The following is an 18,045-nucleotide window of genomic DNA, read 5'->3' as shown; positions in this document are numbered from 1 at the left end:
GCCTTGGACGCCGACGAACTGCTGGCGCTGGACAGGGCGCACGTGTGGCACCCGTACGGGCCGATGCCCGGCCGGGTGGAGCCCTACGTGGTCGCGTCCGCGGCCGGCGTACGCCTGACCCTGGCCGACGGCCGGGAGCTGGTCGACGGCATGTCGAGCTGGTGGGCGGCGATCCACGGCTACCGGCACCCCGTGCTGGACGCGGCCGTCGCCGACCAGCTGGGCCGGATGAGCCACGTGATGTTCGGCGGCCTGACCCACGAGCCCGCCGTACGCCTCGCGAAGACCCTCGTCGACCTGGCCCCCGACGGGCTGGAGCACGTCTTCCTGGCCGACTCGGGCTCGGTGAGCGTCGAGGTCGGCATCAAGATGGCACTGCAGTACTGGCGGTCCCTGGGCCGGCCGGCCAAGCACCGGCTGCTCACGTGGCGCGGCGGCTACCACGGCGACACGTTCCACCCGATGAGCGTCTGCGACCCCGAGGGCGGCATGCACGGCCTCTGGAGCGGCACCCTGCCCCGGCAGATCTTCGCCGGCCTGCCGCCGGCGTCGTATGACGAGTCATACGTGGACGAGCTGCGCACGGCGCTCAAGGAGCACGCCGACGAGGTCGCGGCCGTCATCGTCGAACCGCTCGTGCAGGGGGCCGGCGGGATGCGCTGGCACCATCCGGCGTACCTCGGGGTGCTGCGGGAGCTGTGCGACGAGTACGGCGTGCTGCTGATCTTCGACGAGATCGCGACGGGGTTCGGGCGTACCGGCGCATTGTGGGGTTCACGGGGCGTGACACCTGACATCATGTGCGTGGGCAAGGCGTTGACCGGGGGATACCTGACCCTCGCGGCCGCGCTCTGTACGCCGGGCGTGGCCCGGGGCATCTCGCGGGGCGAGGTGCCGGTGCTGGCCCACGGGCCGACGTTCATGGGCAATCCGCTGGCCTGCGCGGTCGCCAACGCCTCGATCGGGCTGCTGCTGGAGTCGGACTGGGCGGCGAACGTCGCCCGGATCTCGGCGGGCCTGACGGCGGGTCTGGCCGGTGCCCGCGACCTGCCCGGAGTCCGCGACGTACGCGTTCTCGGGGCGATCGGAGTGATCCAGCTGGATCATGACGTCGACCTGCCGGCGGCGACCCGCGCGGCGGTGGCCGCCGGGATCTGGCTGCGCCCGTTCCGCGACTTGATCTACACCATGCCGCCCTACGTGACCTCTGACGACGACCTCGCGATGATCACCGCAGGGATGTCGGCGGCCGCGGCGGCGGCCTGATTCGTGCCAGGAAGGGATCGACATGGAGACTTTCGGCGAGCGACTGCACCATGCGACGGCCGACCGCGGCCCGCTGTGCGTCGGGATCGACCCGCACGCTTCGCTGCTACTCGAATGGGGCTTGTCCGACGATGTTGAAGGCCTGTCCCGGTTCAGCCAAACGGTGGTCGACGCACTAGCCGAACGGGTGGCTGTCTTTAAACCTCAGGTTGCTTTCTTTGAGCGGTTCGGCTCGCGCGGGGTGGCCGTCCTTGAGTCAACTATCCGACAGTTGAGGGATGCCGGAGCACTCGTCTTGCTGGACGCAAAGCGCGGTGATATCGGCTCGACGATGGCCGGGTACGCTGACGCGTACCTGAATCCATCGAGCCCTCTCTATGTAGACGCGATCACGGTGACCCCCTATTTGGGGTTCGGCTCCCTTCGGCCCGCCTTCGACGCGGCCGCCCGATTCGGCGGCGGAGTGTTCGTCGTGACCCTCACGTCCAACCCCGAGGGGCCGCAGTTCCAGCACGCCCGAACGGCCGATGGACGTACCGTCGCTCAGTTTATTTTGGATGAGATTTCCCAGCTCAACGCGGGTGCGGGGCCGCTGGGAAGCGTCGGCGCGGTGGTCGGCGCGACGATCGGCGACACCGGCCACGACCTCACCCGGACCGGCGGGCCGTTCCTCGTTCCGGGGCTCGGCGCGCAGGGTGGCGACCCTGCCGGACTCCGGGCGATCTTCGGCTCCGCCATCGACGCGGTTCTCCCTTCCTACTCACGCGAGGTGCTCGCCGGCGGACCCTCGGTGAGCGGGTTGCGGGACTCGTCGGGCCGTGCCCTCGATGCCGTCGTCACCGCATTGCGGCACGCCGTGTGACGCCACTCAGGGCGTAACCATTCTGTGATCATGCGTGCCGACGTTGCCGAAAACGGCTCTGACCGCTAGTTTTCCCCGCGACTGGGAACCACATGAGTCACACGTGACCCAGGACGGCTGCACGAAGTCCCGCACCCCATCCGGGGTGGCGGGATACCAACGAACGAGCGACGGTCACCCCTTGACCGCCGCGTGGGACCTGAGGAGAACTGGTGCCGCTCCCCACACTGAGCCCCGAGCAGCGCGCTGCCGCGCTCGAGAAGGCCGCAGAGATTCGCAAGGCCCGGGCTGAGCTGAAGGAACAGCTCAAGAAGGGCCAGACCACGCTCGACGCGGTGCTGAGCCGTGCCGAGGCCGACGACGTCGTCGGGAAGCTGAAGGTGTCGGCGGTGCTGCAGTCGCTGCCCGGCATCGGCAAGATCCGCGCCACCCAGATCATGGAGAAGCTCAAGATCGCCGACAGCCGCCGTCTGCGCGGCCTGGGTGAGCAGCAGCGTAAGGCTCTGCTCGCCGAGTTCGCCGGCAACTGAGCTCCCGCCGCCGCCAGGCGGCGCTGGCGGTACGCGCCCGAGGCTCGCAGCGTTCGCGCTGCGAGCCTTCGGCGTCTCAAGATCCCGTTCGGATCACGGGTTTCACCCGGATCTTGGTCCAAGATTCGGGTCATCTCCCTGATCCAAACGGGATCTTGGTGCGAAGCGTGGGACGGTGCGTCAGGATGTGGGACAAGGGCGGGACAATCCGTCCCCCGATCGTGCGTCACCCACGGAAAGGGTCGAACCACCCGCCGTAAGGATCGCAGGTGACCGCGCGTCGTACCGATGCCTGAACCGTTGACTGAGGTGAGCGCCGTGTTTCCGCTGTGTGATCTGTGCCGGGCGGGCGCGACAAAGATCAGCGGAGTTCGGTAGAAAGAAACAACAAGCACCTGGCCTGAGGAGTAGCAGTGACCGACGATCTTCGTCCGCCGGCCCGCCTCAGCGTGCTCTCCGGCCCGTCGGGCGTCGGCAAGGACAGCGTCATCGAGTGGATCAAGCCCCGGGCGCCCTGGGTCTGGTTCTCCGTCTCCGCCACCACGCGCAAGATGCGCGAGGGCGAGGTCGACGGCATCCACTACCACTTCGTCAACCGGACCCAGTTCCGCCATCTGGAGGCGTCCGACCAGCTCCTGGAGTGGGCCGAGTTCGCCGGCAACCTCTACGGGACGCCGCGGGCGGGCGTACAGGCGCGGCTCGCCGAGGGCATCCCGGTGCTACTGAAGATCGACATCCAGGGGGCCCGCCAGGTCCGCGCCGCGATGCCGGAGGCGCAGCTGATCTTCCTGGCGCCGCCGAGCGTCGAGGAGCTCAAGCGGCGGCTGATCGGCCGGGGCACCGAGGACGAGGACACGATCCGGCGCCGGCTGGCCCACGCCGACGAGGAGCTGGCCTCGCAAAACGAGTTCGACGTGACCGTCGTGAACGACTCGGTCGAGCGCGCCGCGGACGAGCTGCTAGGCTTACTCGGTTCACGGCAGCTCGCCCCGGTGCGCGCGCACGGCTGAGGGCTCTTCTAGCGCAGTGCTGCCGGACGTGAAGCATTCGACTCAGATTAGGGACAGTGATCGTGGCCGCTACCGTCGCCAACCCCGAGGGCATCACCAACCCCCCCATCGACGAGCTGCTGGAGAAGACTTCCTCCAAGTACGCGCTCGTCATCTTCGCGGCGAAGCGGGCCCGCCAGGTCAACGCCTACTACTCGCAGCTCGGCGAGGGCCTGCTGGAGTATGTCGGGCCGCTGGTGGAGACCACCCCGCAGGAGAAGGCGCTCTCCATCGCCATGCGTGAGATCAACGCGGGGCTGCTCGTCGCCGAGCCGACCGCCGAGGTCTGATCCAACGTTGAACGGGGCACGTCGTTGAAGATCGTCCTCGGCGTGGGCGGCGGGATCGCCGCGTACAAAGCGTGCGAGCTGCTCCGCCTGTTCACCGAGGCCGGTCATCGCGTCCGCGTCGTGCCCACCGAGGCCGCCCTGAAGTTCGTCGGCGCGCCGACCTGGGAGGCCCTCTCCGGCCAGCCCGTGGCGACCGGGGTCTTCGAGGACGTCCCGCACGTCCCGCACGTACGGCTCGGCCAGGAGGCCGATCTCGTGATCGTCGCGCCGGCCACGGCGGACCTGCTCGCGCGGGCCGCCCATGGCCTGGCCGACGACCTGCTCACCTCGACGCTGCTGACCGCGCGCTGCCCGGTCCTCTTCGCGCCCGCCATGCACACCGAGATGTGGGAGCACGCGGCGACCGTCGAGAACGTCGCGACACTGCGGCGGCGCGGCGTCGTGGTCCTCGAACCGGACGTCGGCCGGCTCACCGGCGCCGACTCCGGCAAGGGCCGGCTGCCCGATCCCACCGCCATCTTCGCGATCGCCCGGCGGGTGCTGGCCGGGCGTACGGCCGCCGATCTCGCCGGGCGCCACGTGGTGGTCACCGCCGGCGGCACGCGCGAGCCGCTGGACCCCGTGCGCTTCCTGGGCAACCGCTCCTCCGGCAAGCAGGGGTACGCGTTCGCGGCCACCGCGGTCGCCCGGGGCGCGAAGGTGACGCTGATCGCCGCCAACGTCTCGCTCCCGACGCCCGCCGGCGTGGACCTGGTCCGGGTGGGCAGCACGGCCGAACTGCGCGACGCGGTGCACAGTGCGGCCGGGACCGCCGACGCGATGGTCTTCGCCGCCGCCCCCGCCGACTTCCGCCCCGCGCAGTACGCCGATAAGAAGATCAAGAAGTCGGCGGACGGTTCGGCGCCTACCCTGGAACTCGTCACCAACCCCGACATCGCGGCGGAGGCCGGTGCCGCGAAACGGCCGGGCCAGGTGCTGGTCGCGTTCGCCGCGGAGACGCACGACGCTCTCGCGAACGGCGAGCAGAAGCTGCGGAAGAAGAACGCCGACCTGATCGTCGTCAACGAGGTCGGCGTCGACCGGGTCTTCGGCCAGGACGACAACGCCGTGACGGTCCTGGGCGCGGACGGATCCTCGACGCAGCTGTCGAGCCGCCCGAAAGAGGAGATCGCCGACGCGGTCTGGGATCTCGTCCGGCAACGCTGGACGGCGCCGTCCTAGACCATGAACGCCACCACTCGCCGTAGTTGTCCAAGTTGTGAACTCCCGGCCGGTCGCCATGCCCTGGCCGGGCCGGGGTGACTAGACTCCCGCCCATGACCGGCATGGGCGATTCTGTTACCACCGTGCGATGACCGCGCGGCACAGCCGAGAAGACCGCCGAGACACATGCCGAGAAACGTCGAATCATAGGGAGCACCGTGGCACGCCGTCTGTTCACCTCCGAATCGGTCACCGAGGGACACCCTGACAAGATCGCTGACCAGATCAGCGACGGTGTCCTGGACGCCCTGCTCGCGCAGGACAACCGCAGCCGCGTGGCGGTCGAGACCCTCATCACGACGGGCCAGGTGCACGTCGCCGGCGAGGTGACGACGAAGGCGTACGCGGACATCCCGACGATCGTGCGCGAGACGATCCTGAACATCGGCTACGACTCGTCGAAGAAGGGCTTCGACGGCGCGTCCTGCGGCGTCAGCGTCTCGATCGGCAGCCAGTCGCCCGACATCGCCCAGGGCGTCGACTCCGCGCTGGAGCTGCGCGAGGGCGGCAACGACCTGCTCGACTCGCAGGGCGCCGGCGACCAGGGCATGATGTTCGGGTTCGCCTGCTCGGAGACCCCGGAGCTGATGCCGCTGCCGATCGCGCTGGCGCACCGGCTGGCCCGCCGCCTGTCCGCGGTCCGCAAGGACGGGGTCATCCCGTACCTGCGCCCGGACGGCAAGACCCAGGTGACCATCGAGTACGACGGCCTCAAGCCGGTACGCCTGCACACCGTCGTCGTCTCCTCGCAGCACGCTCCGGACATCTCGCTGGACTCCCTGCTGACCCCGGACGTCCGCGAGCACGTGATCGCGCCCGAGCTGGACGGCCTGGGCCTGGACACCGAGGGCTACCGGCTGCTGGTGAACCCGACCGGCCGCTTCGAGATCGGCGGCCCGATGGGTGACGCCGGCCTCACCGGCCGCAAGATCATCGTCGACACCTACGGCGGCTACGCCCGGCACGGCGGCGGCGCCTTCTCCGGCAAGGACCCGTCCAAGGTGGACCGTTCGGCCGCGTACGCGATGCGCTGGGTGGCCAAGAACGTCGTCGCCGCCGGTCTGGCCGAGCGCTGCGAGGTGCAGATCGCGTACGCGATCGGCAAGGCGCACCCGGTGAGCCTGTTCGTCGAGACGTTCGGCACCGAGGTCGTGCCGGTCGACCGGATCGAGAAGGCCATCGGCGAGGTGTTCGACCTCCGGCCGGCCGCGATCATCCGCGACCTGGACCTGCTGCGCCCGATCTACCAGCAGACCGCCGCGTACGGCCACTTCGGCCGGGAGCTGCCGGAGCTCACCTGGGAGCGGACGGACCGGGTCGCCGACCTCAAGTCCGCCGCCGGGGCCTGAAACGTCGGTCCCGTCCGGTAGAACTGCTCTATGACCAAACGCGCCGACCGGCAGCCCGCGATGCGGCTGCCGGTCGCGCGTATCTGCGTCGACGTGGCCCTTCCGCACCTCGACCGGGTGTTCGACTACCAGGTGCCCGAGGATCTGTCCGAGGCGGCGCGGCCCGGCACGAGGGTGAAGGTGCGGTTCAGCGGAAAGCTGCTGGACGGCTGGCTGCTGGAGCGGGCCGACGCCACCGAGCACGCGGGCAAGCTCGCCTGGCTGGAGAAGGTGGTGTCGGGCGAGCCGGTGCTGCGGCCGGAGATCGTCCAGCTGGCCCGGGAGATCGCCGATCGTTACGCGGGAAATCTCACCGACGTGCTGCGCCTGGCGGTGCCGCCCCGGCACGCGGCGGTCGAGAAGGGCGCGGCCGTCAAGAAGGCGGTCGCCCCGGCGGAGCCCGATCCGGTCCCGCGACCCGAGATCGTCCCTGACGCGCCCGCGGTCGCCGAGGTCCACAACGCGCCGTCGGTCGTGGCCCGCAGCCTGGGAATCGCCGTGTCCCCTGTGGACACGAAGTCGCCGGCTCCGGGTTCCCAGTCGGCGGCTGGTGAGCAGCGCCCGGCGCCCGCCCGCGAGCAGCCGTCCGCGGCGCCTGCGCCGGCCGGACAGTCCAGCCGAGCGCCCGAGACGCCGGTGCGGGCGACCGGACAGGCCGTGCGGGCGACGGGGCCGGCGGCCAAGGACGCGCGGCCCATCGCGCAGGGCGGCTGGGGACACTATCCGTCCGGCCAGGCCTTCCTGCGCGCCCTCGCCGACGGCAAGTCCCCGCGGGCGGTCTGGTCCGCGCTCCCCGGTGAGCAGTGGCCGGCGCGGATAGCGACCGCCGTCGCCGAGACCGTCGCGAGTGGACGCGGCGCCGTCGTCGTGGTCGCCGACGCCCGCGACCTCGACCGGCTCGACGCGGCGCTCACCGCCGAACTGGGGGAGGGCCGGCATGCCGCGCTCAGCGCCGCCCTCGGCCCGGCCGAGCGGTACCGCCGCTTCCTCACGCTCAGCCGCGGCGAGATCAAGGTGGCGATCGGCACCCGCGCGGCCGCGTTCGCCCCGGTCGAGGACCTCGGCCTGGTCTGCATCTGGGACGACGGCGACGACCTGCACGCCGAACCCCGCGCCCCGTACCCGCACGCCCGCCAGGTGCTGCTCAGCCGCGCCCAGCTGACCGGCTGCGCCGTGCTCGTCGGCGGCTTCGCCCGCTCGGCCGAGGCGCAGTTGCTGCTCGAAACGGGCTGGGCGAAGGAGATCGCCCCCGTCCGCGAGGCGCTGCGGGTGGTCGGCCCGCGCATCGTGACCGCCGACGACCGCCAGCTCGGCCGCGACCCCGGCGCCGTCGCCGCGCGCCTGCCCAGCCTCGCCTGGCAGGCGGCCCGCGAATCGCTGCACGCCGGCAACGCCGTCCTCGTCCAGGTGCCCCGGCGCGGCTACGTCCCCGTCGTGTCCTGTCAGGACTGCCGCGAGCGGGCGCGCTGCGTACAGTGCTCGGGGCCGCTGTCGCTGCCGGGCCAGAACCGCCCCGCGGCCTGCCGCTGGTGCGCCCGCCCCGCCGCCGATTTCACCTGCCCGCGCTGTGGCGGCCACCGGCTGCGGGCCGCGATCACCGGCGTCCGGCGTACCGCCGAGGAACTCGGCCGGGCCCTTCCCGGCGTACCGGTGCGGACGTCGGGCGGCGAGACCGTCCTGGCCAGCGTGCCCGACGAAGCCTCCCTCGTGCTCGCGACCCCCGGCGCCGAGCCCGTCGTGGACGGCGGCGGCTACGGCGCCGTCCTGCTCCTCGACACGTGGGCCCTGCTCACCCGGGCCGACCTGCGCGCCGCCGAGGAAGCACTGCGTCGCTGGATGACCGCCGCCGCCCTCGCCCTGCCCGCCAGTCGCGGCGGCACCGTCGTGGTCGTCGCCGACGGCGCCCTGGTCCCCGTGCAGGCGCTGCTCCGCTGGGATCCCGGCTGGCTGGCCGCCCGCGAGCTCACCGACCGCCGCGAGCTGGGCTTCCCGCCCGCCGCGCGGATGGCCTCGCTCACCGGCTCACCGGCCGCGCTGCAGGATTTCCTCGCCGCGACGGACCTGCCCGCCGGCTCGGAGCAGCTCGGCCCGCTGGAGCTCCCCGAACATCAAGAACGCCTTCTCGTACGCGTGAAGCGGTCGGACGCGGCGTCGCTGGCGCACGCGTTGCACGCGGCCGCCGGAGTGCGCAGCGCCCGCAAGGCGCCGGAACCGGTCCGAGTCCAGCTCGACCCGCTCGACATGCTCTGAGCCCTTTCAAGATCTTTTTAAGGGCTTTGTCCGGGGTTCGTCGATCTCACCTCCGCTCCTCCCGCGGGAGACCGTTCCGCCCCTGTCGCTGCGCTCCGGGGACTCCACTGCCAGGTGAGTGGGGCGAAGCATCATCCACCGTCGTCCGGTCACCGTTTCGCCCCAACCCTCGCCCGGCCTTTGTCGCGACTGTCCGACTTGTGCGCTCGCCCGGCGTCCGGCCGGGTGATCGATGACGGCTGAGGTGTAGAACGGCCACCTGCCGCATGATCGTTTGCGGTTCCGGAGCGCACTGACCGGCCTTTGCTACACCTGACGCGTAAGCGATCATGCAGATCGGGCCGGAACTACACCCCAGCCGCGAACGATCCTTAAGGATCTTGAAGATCAGTCGGCTCGGCGAAGGAGGGCCAGGAACATCGCGTCGGTGCCGTGGCGGTGCGGCCAGAGCTGCACCGTCGGGCCACCGCCGAGGCCGGGCATCCCGTCGGGAAGGAAGGGACGGGCGTCCACGAAGTCCATCGTGATCGGCGAGCGCCGGGCGGCTTCGACCACGCTGACCTGTGTCTCCACCGTGTGCGGCGAACAGGTCACGTACGCGACGAGCCCGCCGGGGCGTACGGCGCGGAAGGCGGCGGCCAGCAGTTCGCGCTGGAGGCGGGTCAGCGGGGGCAGGTCCGACGGCTGCCGGCGCCAGCGCGACTCGGGACGGCGGCGCAGCGAGCCGAGACCCGTGCACGGAGCGTCGACCAGTACGCGGTCGAACCCCTCCTCGGGCAGCTCGTCGATCTCGCCGACCTGGCGGCCGTCCGCGCAGACCACGGTCGCGGGCAGTCCGCGTACGGCCTGTTCGACGAGGTGGGCGCGGTGCTCGGTGATCTCGACGGCGGTCAGCCGGGCGCCCCGGCCGGCGGCGATCGCGGCGAGCAGGCCGGCTTTGCCGCCGGGGCCGGCGCACAGGTCGAGCCAGCGCTCGTCCGGCCCGGTCAGGTCGGCCGTGGCCAGGGCGGTCGCGACCAGCTGCGATCCTTCGTCCTGGACGTGGGCGCGCCCGTCGCGGATCGGGGCGAGGTCGCCCGGCGCGCCGCTGTTGAGGTAGACCGAGTACGGCGAGAACGCGCCGGGTACGCCGTCCGCCAGATCGGCCAGCTCCTGCGGATCGATGAGGCCGGGCCGGGCGCACAGGTGCACCGGCGGCCGTTCGTTGTCCTCGGCCAGCAGTTGAGCGGTCTCGCCCAGGTCGCCGCCGAGCGCCTCGGCGAACGCCCGGACGATCCACTGTGGATGGGACCAGGCCGCGGACAGGTACCCGACCGCGTCGGTCTCGCGGTCCGGGGCCACTTCGGCGATCCACTCGTCGTAGGTGCGCTCCGTGATCCGGCGCAGGACCGCGTTGGCGAAGCCGATCGCGCCCGGGGCGACCTCGCGTACGAGATCGACCGTCTCCGCGACCGCCGCGTGCGCCGGGACGCGCGTGTGCAGCAACTGGTACGCGCCGAGGCGCAGGGCGTCCCGCGCGGGCGGGTCGATGCGATCGACGTCGCGCTGGGCGGCCTTGGCGATGATCAGGTCGAGCGTGCCCAGGTGGCGCAGGGTGCCGTAGGTGAGTTCGGTGGCGAAGGCGGCGTCGCGGAAGCGGACGCCGGTCTCGCGCAGGATCTGGGGCAGGACGATGTTGGCGTACGCGCCGTCCCGCTGGACCGCGAGCATCGCCTCGTACGCCGCCCAGCGGGCCTGGTCGATCTGGCGGTGGCCGCCGGACCAGCGTTCGGTCGTCGCTGAACGTCGCACTTCTAGACCAGCCTGTCTTCCGAGCCGGGCCGGACGCCGCGCGCCCAGTCCACGGCGGACATCGCCTTCTTGCCGGCCGCGCGGACCTCACCGAGGATCACGGGGTCGGTGGTGGTACCCACCAGGACCTGCTTCTTGTCCACGAGGAGGTCGCCGGGCGCCAGCTTCGGGCCGCCGGGCAGCGGGGACACCGGGCCGAGCTTGACCCGGTCGCCGCGGAACGTGGTCCACGCGCCGGGAGCCGGGGTCGCGGCGCGGACCAGCCGGTCGACCGCGAACGCCGGGGTGTCCCAGCGGACCTGGGCGTCCTCGACGGTGATCTTCGGGGCGAGGGAGACGCCGTCGGGCGGCTGCGGCACCGGTGTCACCGCGCCCTCCTCGATCGCGTCCAGGACCGTCACCAGCAGGCCCGCGCCGTCGACGGCCAGCCGGTCGAGCAGGTCGCCGGAGGTGTCGGCGGGCTTGATCGGCTCCACCAGCGTGCCGAACACCGGCCCGGTGTCCAGACCGGCCTCCAGCTGGAACACCGAGGCGCCCGTGACCTCGTCACCGTGCCACACGGCGTGCTGCACCGGCGCCGCGCCGCGCCACGCGGGCAGCAGCGAGAAGTGCAGGTTCACCCAGCCGAACCGCGGTATCTCCAGCGCCGCGGGCGGCACCAGCGCGCCGTAGGCCACCACGGGTACGCAGTCCGGCGCGATCGCGCCCAGCCGCTCCAGGAACTCCGGGTCGCGGGGCTTGGCGGGGGTGAGCACCTCGACGCCGTGCTCGTCGGCCCAGGCCCCGGCGGGGGAGCGGACCAGCCGCTGGCCCCGGCCCGCCGGCGCGTCCGGGCGAGTGACGACGGCCACGAGCTCGTGCCGGGACGCGGCGATCGCGTCCAGCGACGGCAGGGCGACCTCGGGTGTGCCGGCGAAGACGAGACGCATGCCGCCGCTCCTAACGGGCCAGTCCGAACGGGCTGGGGGCGCTGTGCGGGCTCACTTTCACCCGGGTGTTGGTCGGGTCGTACCACTCGGCGCGGCGGATCTCCTTCAGCGCGGCCTTGCGGCCGGTGTTGTCCAGCCGGTCGATGAAGATGACGCCGTCGAGGTGGTCGGTCTCGTGCTGGATGCAGCGGGCCATCAGGCCGGTGCCGACGAGCTGCATCGGGTCGCCGGACTCGTGGAAGCCCTTGGCGATGACGTTCTGCCGCCGCTTGGTGTCGAAGTACAGGCCGGGCAGCGACAGGCAGCCCTCCGGACCGTCCTGCTCCTCCTCGTCCGGGAACTCCAGCACCGGGTTGACCATGTAGCCGAGCACGTCGTCGACGTCGAAGGAGAACACCCGCAGGCTCACCCCGATCTGGGGAGCCGCCAGACCCGCGCCGCCGGCCTTCTGCATCGTGTCCTGCAGGTCCTTCACCAGCCGCCGGAGCTCCTTGTCGAACGTCACGACCGGGTCGGCCGGCGTACGCAGGACGGGGTCGCCGAAATGGCGGATGGGCTGCACGGTCACGACTCGGGACTCCTCACTCCACGGTTGTGCCCTTGAGTCTATGCTGCCGCCGTCCGGCGGTTAGGCTGAGCGCGTGACGCCGATCATCGCCCCCAGTCTGCTCGCCGCCGACTTCTCCCGCCTCGCGGACGCCGCGGCGGCCGTGCACGGCTCCGCCGACTGGCTGCACGTCGATGTCATGGACAACCACTTCGTGCCGAATCTCACGATCGGCCTGCCCGTGGTGCGCAGCCTGCGCGGCGCGACGGACCTCCCGTTCGACGTCCACCTGATGATCGAGGCGCCCGACCGCTGGGCGCCCGGGTACGCCGAGGCCGGCGCGTACAACGTGACCTTCCATGCCGAGGCGGCGGCCGACCCGGTCGGGCTGGCCAAGACCCTCCGGTCCGCCGGTGCGCTGGCCGGGCTCGCGATCGACCGGGACACGCCCGTCGAGCCGTACCTGGAGCTGCTGCCGCACTTCGACACGCTGCTGATCATGACGATCAAGGCGGGCTTCGGCGGCCAGCGGTTCATGCCGGAGATGCTCGCGAAGGTGCGTACCGCCCGGCAGCACGTGAACGCCGGCCACCTCCAGGTACGCATCGAGGTCGACGGCGGCATCGCGGACGACACGATCGAGGCGGCCGCGACCGCCGGCGCGGACGCGTTCGTGGCGGGCACGGCGGTCTACGGTGCCGCCGATCCGGCCGAGGCCTGTCGCCGCCTGCGGGCCCTCGCCACCCGGTGAGGTAGGGGTCCGGATCGACCAAGTTCGCAAGGGACTGTCCGAGATCCGACTCCAGACGATCAGCCGAGAGTACGTATGTGAGTACCTGTCGTAAACTTCGAACCTTCTCGGGTTTCCGGGTCGGTATCTGGTGACTGGCGCTTTCAGACGGTTGGGGTCGGCTGGGTGAGCTATCCGGGTCAGGACGGCAGCGCGGAGGTCATTCTGGTCGTCGACGACGACCGTGACATCGTGCGGTTCGTCGAGGTCAACCTCCGGCTGCACGGCTTCGACGTGATGACCGCGTGCGACGGCGAGGCGGCCCTGGAGGTGATCGAGACCCGCCGGCCCGATCTGGCCATCGTGGACCTGACCATGCCGCGGATGGACGGCCTCGGCCTGACCCGGCGGCTGCGGGCCGACCCGATGACCGCGGCGCTGCCGATCATCATGCTGACCGCCCGCGCGATGACCGCAGACAAGGTGCTCGGGTTGTCGGCAGGGGCCGACGACTACCTCGTCAAACCGTTCGACACCCTCGAACTGGTCGCCCGCGTACGCTCCACGCTGCGGCGCAACCAGGAGTACCGCGAGGTCTCGCCGCTGACCGGACTGCCCGGCAACACCCGCATCCTGCGGGAGATCAACGACCGCGTCCACAGCGGCGTCGACTACGCCGTCTGCTACATCGACGTGGACCGGTTCAAGGCGGTCAACGACGCGTACGGGTTCGGCCGGGGCGACGATTTCATCACCGCGCTGGCCCGGGCCTGCCACCGCGCCGTCGTCGAGGCCGGCCTGCCGCCCGTGTTCGTCGGCCACGTCGGCGGCGACGACTTCGTCCTCGTGCTCACCCCCGAGCAGGTACGCCCGGTCACCACCCGCGCGGTCGAGCTGTTCGAGTCGGCGGCCGACGAACTGTACGACCCGGTCGCGGCGGCCCGGGGCTATCTGGAGATCACCGACCGGCGGGGCAACGTGCAGCGGGCCAACCTGGTCACGCTCTCGATCGGCGTCGCGCTGTCGACCTCGCGGGTGTTCACCGATCCCCGGGAGGTGATCGCCGCCGCGTCCGAGATGAAGTCGGTCGCGAAGACGCAGCCGGGCTCCTTCGTGGCGATCGACCGCCGCCGGGCCGAGGAGGACGACGAGCCGTTCACCCCGCCCTACGGCATCCCGCTGCAGCGTGCGGTCAGCGAATACGGCAGCGACAGCACTCCCGGTTCGTGATCCGGTTTGTGATCTAGGACGCCGCGACCCGCCTGGGCTCACCCGGCCGCAACGCGTACGCGAAGATGACTTCATGACGGAGGCCACACCCGCCGAGCACGCCGCGATGGCCCGGGCGATCGAACTCGCCGCCCGCGGGCTCGGCACGACCAGCCCCAATCCCGTGGTGGGCTGCGTGATCCTGGACGCCGAGGGCGACGTGGCCGGTGAGGGCTTCCACGCCTACGCCGGCGGGCCGCACGCCGAGATCGTCGCTCTCGCCCAGGCCGGTGAGCGGGCCAAGGGCGGCACGGCGGTCGTGACGCTGGAACCGTGCAACCACACCGGGCGTACCGGGCCGTGCAGCCAGGCGCTCATCCGGGCCGGGGTCACCCGCGTGGTCATCGCCGTCATCGACCCGACCCGGCCGGCCGGGGGCGGCGTGGACACGCTGCGCGAGGCCGGCGTCCAGGTCGTCACCGGCGTACGCGAGGCCGAGGCCAGCCGCGGCAACATCATGTGGCTCGCGTCCGTCCGCCGTCAGCGCCCCTACCTGATCTGGAAGTTCGCCTCGACGATCGACGGCCGGTCGGCGGCGGCGGACGGTACAAGCATGTGGATCACGTCCGAGGCGTCCCGGATGGACGTGCACGCGCTGCGCGGGACCGTGGACGCGATCATCGTCGGGGTCGGCACGGTCATCGCCGACGACTCCCGGCTGACCGCCCGCAACCTGCGCGACGGCAGTCTCGCGATCCGGCAGCCGCTGCGGGTGGTGGTCGACAGCTCCGGGCGTACGCCCGCCACCGCCAAGGTACGCGACGGCGCCGCCGTCACCTGGATCGCGACCGCGGCCGAGGTGGGCGCCGACGAGCACGGCCAGGTCGACCTGACCGCCCTGAGCGAGCAGCTGTACGAGCGCGGCGTACGCAGCGCCCTGCTGGAAGGCGGCCCGACGCTGGCCGGAGCGTTCCTCGCGGCCGGGCTGGTCGACAAGATCGTCGGGTATGTCGCGCCGAAGCTGCTCGGCGCGGGTCCCACCGCGCTGATGGGGGCGGGTGTGAGGACGATCACCGAGGCGATCGAACTCGATGTGACGGATGTTGACCGGGTAGGACCCGATCTGCGGATCACCGCCGTGCCGAAGAGGGAGAATTAGCCGTGTTCACCGGCATCGTGGAAGAGCTGGGCGAGGTCGTGGAGCTGACCTGGAAGGGTCAGGGGGCGAGGCTGGGCATCCGGGGTCCGGTGGTGACCGCGGACGCGGCCCACGGCGACTCGATCGCCGTCAACGGCGTCTGCCTGACCGTCGTCGAGAACCTCGGCGACACCTTCACCACCGAGGTCATGAAGGAGTCCTTCGACCGCAGCTCGCTGGGCGGCCTGGCGGTGGGCGACCGGGTGAACCTGGAGCGCGCCGTGAAGGTCTCCGACCGGCTGGGCGGGCACATCGTGCAGGGTCACGTGGACGGCGTCGCGACCATCACCGGGCGGACACCGGGTGACCTCTGGGAAACCGTACATTTCACCCTTCCCAGGGATCTTGCCCGCTATGTGGTTGAAAAGGGCTCCATCACCGTGGACGGCATCTCCCTGACCGTCGTTGAGGTGGGCGACGCCTCCTTCTCGGTGAGCCTCATCCCCACCACCCTCGAGCTGACCACGTTGGGCCGCAAAGGCATCGGCGATGCTGTCAACATCGAGGTGGACATCGTGGCGAAGTACGTCGAGAAGCTCGTGGCGCCGCAGACCGGTGCACTCAAGGGAGAACAGGCATGACCCTGTCGACGATCGAGACCGCCATCGCCGAGATCAAGGCCGGCCGGGCCGTCGTCGTGGTCGACGACGAGGACCGCGAGAACGAAGGGGACCTCGTCTTCGCGGCCGAGCACGCGACCACGGAACTGCTCGCCTTCACCATCCGCTACAGCTCTGGCTACGTGTGCGCGCCGCTGCCCGAGGAAGAGGCGGACCGGCTCGACCTGCCGCCGCAGTGGCACACCAACCAGGACCGCAAGGGGACCGCCTTCACGGTCACCGTCGACGCCCGCGAGGGCGTCACCACCGGCATCTCGGCCGCCGAGCGGGCACACACCATCCGGCTGCTCGCCGACCCGGCCACCAAGCCCAGCGACCTGTCCCGCCCCGGGCACGTGGTGCCGCTGCGCGCCCGGTCGGGCGGCGTCCTGCGCCGGCCCGGGCACACCGAGGCGGCCGTCGACCTCGCGACCCTCGCCGGACTGCGGCCCGCCGCGGCGATCTGCGAGCTGGTCAACGACGACGGCTCGATGATGCGGCTGCCCGACCTCACCCGGTTCGCCGAGGAGCACGGCCTCGCCCTGATCTCCATCGCCGACCTGATCGAGTACCGGCGGCGTACCGAGCGGCTGGTCGAGCGGATCGCGGGGGCCCGGCTGCCCACCGAGTTCGGCGAGTTCACCGCCGTCGGCTACCGCGCCGCCAACGACAACACCGAGCACATCGCGCTCGTCTACGGCGACATCGCCGACGGCCGCGACGTCCTCGTCCGCGTGCACTCGGAATGCCTCACCGGCGACGTGTTCACCAGCCTGCGCTGCGACTGCGGACCCCAGCTGCACGCCGCCATGGAACGCGTCGCGCAGGAGGGCCGCGGGATCGTGCTCTACATGCGCGGTCACGAGGGCCGGGGCATCGGACTGCTGCACAAGCTGCAGGCGTACCAGTTGCAGGACGACGGCCGCGACACGGTCGACGCCAACCTCGACCTCGGCCTGCCGGCGGACGCCCGCGACTACGGCACCGGCGCGCAGATCCTCTACGACCTCGGCGTACGCACGATGCGGCTGCTCACCAACAACCCGGCCAAGCGCGCCGGGCTGGAGGGCTACGGACTGGCCGTCGTCGGCCGCGAACCGCTGCCGGTACGCGCCCACCCCGAGAACCTCCGCTACCTCCAGACCAAGCGGGACCGCATGGGTCACCTGCTGGAACTTCCGGGCGAAGGGACGGTCTAGAGCATGGCCGGATTCGGTGAACCCGCGCTGCACACGGTCGACGCGACCGGGCTGACGATCGGCATCGTGGCCACCCGGTGGCACGCCGAACTCGTCGACACCATGCTCGCGCGAGCCCGGGAAGCGGCGCTGGCCAGCGGCATCAAGCCCGAGGACATCACGGTCGCCCGGGTCGCCGGGTCGGTCGAGATCCCCGTCGTCGCCCAGGCGCTGGCCCGGGCGTGCGACGCGGTGGTGGCCCTCGGCGTCGTCATCCGCGGCGACACGGCGCACTTCGACTACGTCTGCCGGTCCGTCACCGACGGGCTCACCCGGATCGCGCTCGACGAGCACACGCCGATCGGCCAGGGCGTCCTGACCGTGAACACGCTGGAGCAGGCGCGGGAGCGGGCGGGGCTGCCGGAGTCCAAAGAGGACAAGGGGTGGGCGTCGACGGTCGCGGCCCTCGACGCCGCCGTCGCACTGCGCGACATCGGCTGACCGCGCGTCTTCCATCTTTCCGACGGCCGTTCCATCTTTCCGGCGGCCGCTCCGGTCTGACCTTCGTCGCGACTGTCCGATATGGACGCCCGTCGGTGGTCGGTGGTCGGTGGGCCCGGTGGGGTTGATCGTTTACGGCTGTGGTGTGAATACGGCCGCCCACTGCATGATCGTTTACGGTTCTGGAGCGCGCTGACCGCCTCTGGCTACACCTCACGCGTAAACGATCATGCAGATCGGGCTGGAATTGCACCCCAGCCGCAAACGATCAAGAAATCGGCGGCCATGGTTCACCTGGCGGAAGATCGTTCCCGCATCGCGGGCGACAGCCGACGCCGTTCCGGCGAGAAGACGCTCGCCCGCCGATATGGCGCTACATGATCAAGCCCAAGCGGCACCCATCGCCGGAATAGCGCTACATGATCATGAGAGCGGACCTGCCCCGAGGCCCGTATCGGACAATCA

17 protein-coding genes are annotated in these 18,045 nt (G+C 71.2%); 14 read left to right on the top strand and 3 right to left on the bottom strand.

Annotated elements, in window-relative coordinates:
- Positions 1 to 3 precede the first annotated feature (3 nt).
- From G401_RS0116485 to G401_RS0116450, 8 genes are all read left to right on the top strand, one after another.
- Positions 4 to 1,266 carry an adenosylmethionine--8-amino-7-oxononanoate transaminase gene (locus G401_RS0116485; protein WP_027343377.1) on the top strand — a complete coding sequence of 421 codons (1,263 nt, stop codon included), beginning with the start codon at positions 4 to 6 and terminating at the stop codon, positions 1,264 to 1,266.
- 22 nt (positions 1,267 to 1,288) lie between these two features.
- Positions 1,289 to 2,128, top strand: a complete 840-nt coding sequence (gene pyrF / locus G401_RS0116480) for an orotidine-5'-phosphate decarboxylase (RefSeq protein ID WP_027343376.1) — start codon at positions 1,289 to 1,291, stop codon at positions 2,126 to 2,128.
- Between the two features lie 212 nt (positions 2,129 to 2,340).
- The gene (mihF, locus tag G401_RS0116475) at positions 2,341 to 2,658 is read left to right on the top strand and encodes an integration host factor, actinobacterial type (protein WP_027343375.1); all 318 of its coding nucleotides are present in this window, start codon (positions 2,341 to 2,343) and stop codon (positions 2,656 to 2,658) included.
- A gap of 413 nt (positions 2,659 to 3,071) precedes the next feature.
- The gene (gmk, locus tag G401_RS0116470; protein ID WP_027343374.1) at positions 3,072 to 3,668 is read left to right on the top strand and encodes a guanylate kinase; all 597 of its coding nucleotides are present in this window, start codon (positions 3,072 to 3,074) and stop codon (positions 3,666 to 3,668) included.
- A gap of 62 nt (positions 3,669 to 3,730) precedes the next feature.
- Positions 3,731 to 3,997, top strand: coding sequence for a DNA-directed RNA polymerase subunit omega (gene rpoZ, locus G401_RS0116465; RefSeq protein WP_027343373.1), 267 nt, complete (start codon positions 3,731 to 3,733; stop codon positions 3,995 to 3,997).
- Positions 3,998 to 4,021: 24 nt separating this feature from the next.
- Positions 4,022 to 5,218, top strand: a complete 1,197-nt coding sequence (gene coaBC / locus G401_RS0116460) for a bifunctional phosphopantothenoylcysteine decarboxylase/phosphopantothenate--cysteine ligase CoaBC (RefSeq protein ID WP_027343372.1) — start codon at positions 4,022 to 4,024, stop codon at positions 5,216 to 5,218.
- Between the two features lie 200 nt (positions 5,219 to 5,418).
- Entirely contained in the window at positions 5,419 to 6,609 is a 1,191-nt protein-coding gene (metK, locus tag G401_RS0116455; protein WP_027343371.1) for a methionine adenosyltransferase, read from the top strand.
- 30 nt (positions 6,610 to 6,639) lie between these two features.
- Entirely contained in the window at positions 6,640 to 8,898 is a 2,259-nt protein-coding gene (locus G401_RS0116450; protein ID WP_064741779.1) for a primosomal protein N', read from the top strand.
- A gap of 387 nt (positions 8,899 to 9,285) precedes the next feature.
- Here G401_RS0116450 and G401_RS46140 read toward each other — a convergent pair whose 3' ends face one another.
- From G401_RS46140 to def, 3 genes are read right to left on the bottom strand one after another with little or no spacing between them, the layout of a single operon-like run.
- Positions 9,286 to 10,737 carry an RsmB/NOP family class I SAM-dependent RNA methyltransferase gene (locus tag G401_RS46140; RefSeq protein WP_084557262.1) on the bottom strand — a complete coding sequence of 484 codons (1,452 nt, stop codon included), beginning with the start codon at positions 10,735 to 10,737 and terminating at the stop codon, positions 9,286 to 9,288.
- Positions 10,692 to 11,618, bottom strand: coding sequence for a methionyl-tRNA formyltransferase (gene fmt, locus G401_RS0116440; RefSeq protein WP_027343369.1), 927 nt, complete (start codon positions 11,616 to 11,618; stop codon positions 10,692 to 10,694). The genes G401_RS46140 and fmt overlap by 46 nt, the downstream gene beginning before the upstream one ends.
- 10 nt (positions 11,619 to 11,628) lie before the next feature.
- A complete protein-coding gene (gene def / locus G401_RS0116435) occupies positions 11,629 to 12,186 on the bottom strand; it encodes a peptide deformylase (RefSeq protein WP_027343368.1) in 558 nt (185 codons plus the stop codon).
- 73 nt (positions 12,187 to 12,259) lie between these two features.
- Between def and rpe the strand changes: the two genes are divergently transcribed.
- From rpe to ribH, 6 genes are all read left to right on the top strand, one after another.
- Positions 12,260 to 12,916: a ribulose-phosphate 3-epimerase gene (gene rpe, locus G401_RS0116430; protein WP_027343367.1), complete on the top strand. Its 657-nt coding sequence runs from the start codon at positions 12,260 to 12,262 to the stop codon at positions 12,914 to 12,916.
- A 165-nt stretch (positions 12,917 to 13,081) separates the two neighbouring features.
- Positions 13,082 to 14,125 (top strand): response regulator, encoded by a 1,044-nt coding sequence (locus tag G401_RS46135; protein ID WP_084557260.1) that lies wholly within the window; start codon positions 13,082 to 13,084, stop codon positions 14,123 to 14,125.
- 73 nt (positions 14,126 to 14,198) lie between these two features.
- Positions 14,199 to 15,263, top strand: a complete 1,065-nt coding sequence (gene ribD / locus G401_RS0116420; protein ID WP_027343366.1) for a bifunctional diaminohydroxyphosphoribosylaminopyrimidine deaminase/5-amino-6-(5-phosphoribosylamino)uracil reductase RibD — start codon at positions 14,199 to 14,201, stop codon at positions 15,261 to 15,263.
- 2 nt (positions 15,264 to 15,265) lie between these two features.
- Entirely contained in the window at positions 15,266 to 15,883 is a 618-nt protein-coding gene (locus G401_RS0116415) for a riboflavin synthase (protein ID WP_027343365.1), read from the top strand.
- Positions 15,880 to 17,100 carry a bifunctional 3,4-dihydroxy-2-butanone-4-phosphate synthase/GTP cyclohydrolase II gene (locus tag G401_RS0116410; protein WP_027343364.1) on the top strand — a complete coding sequence of 407 codons (1,221 nt, stop codon included), beginning with the start codon at positions 15,880 to 15,882 and terminating at the stop codon, positions 17,098 to 17,100. The genes G401_RS0116415 and G401_RS0116410 overlap by 4 nt, the downstream gene beginning before the upstream one ends.
- 3 nt (positions 17,101 to 17,103) lie before the next feature.
- Entirely contained in the window at positions 17,104 to 17,580 is a 477-nt protein-coding gene (gene ribH / locus G401_RS0116405; RefSeq protein WP_027343363.1) for a 6,7-dimethyl-8-ribityllumazine synthase, read from the top strand.
- Positions 17,581 to 18,045 lie beyond the last annotated feature (465 nt).

The organism is Hamadaea tsunoensis DSM 44101, assembly GCF_000428945.1.
Classification (GTDB): domain Bacteria; phylum Actinomycetota; class Actinomycetes; order Mycobacteriales; family Micromonosporaceae; genus Hamadaea; species Hamadaea tsunoensis.
The sequence above is the reverse complement of the archived record's forward strand: the minus strand, read 5'-3'. Positions and strand labels throughout refer to the sequence as shown.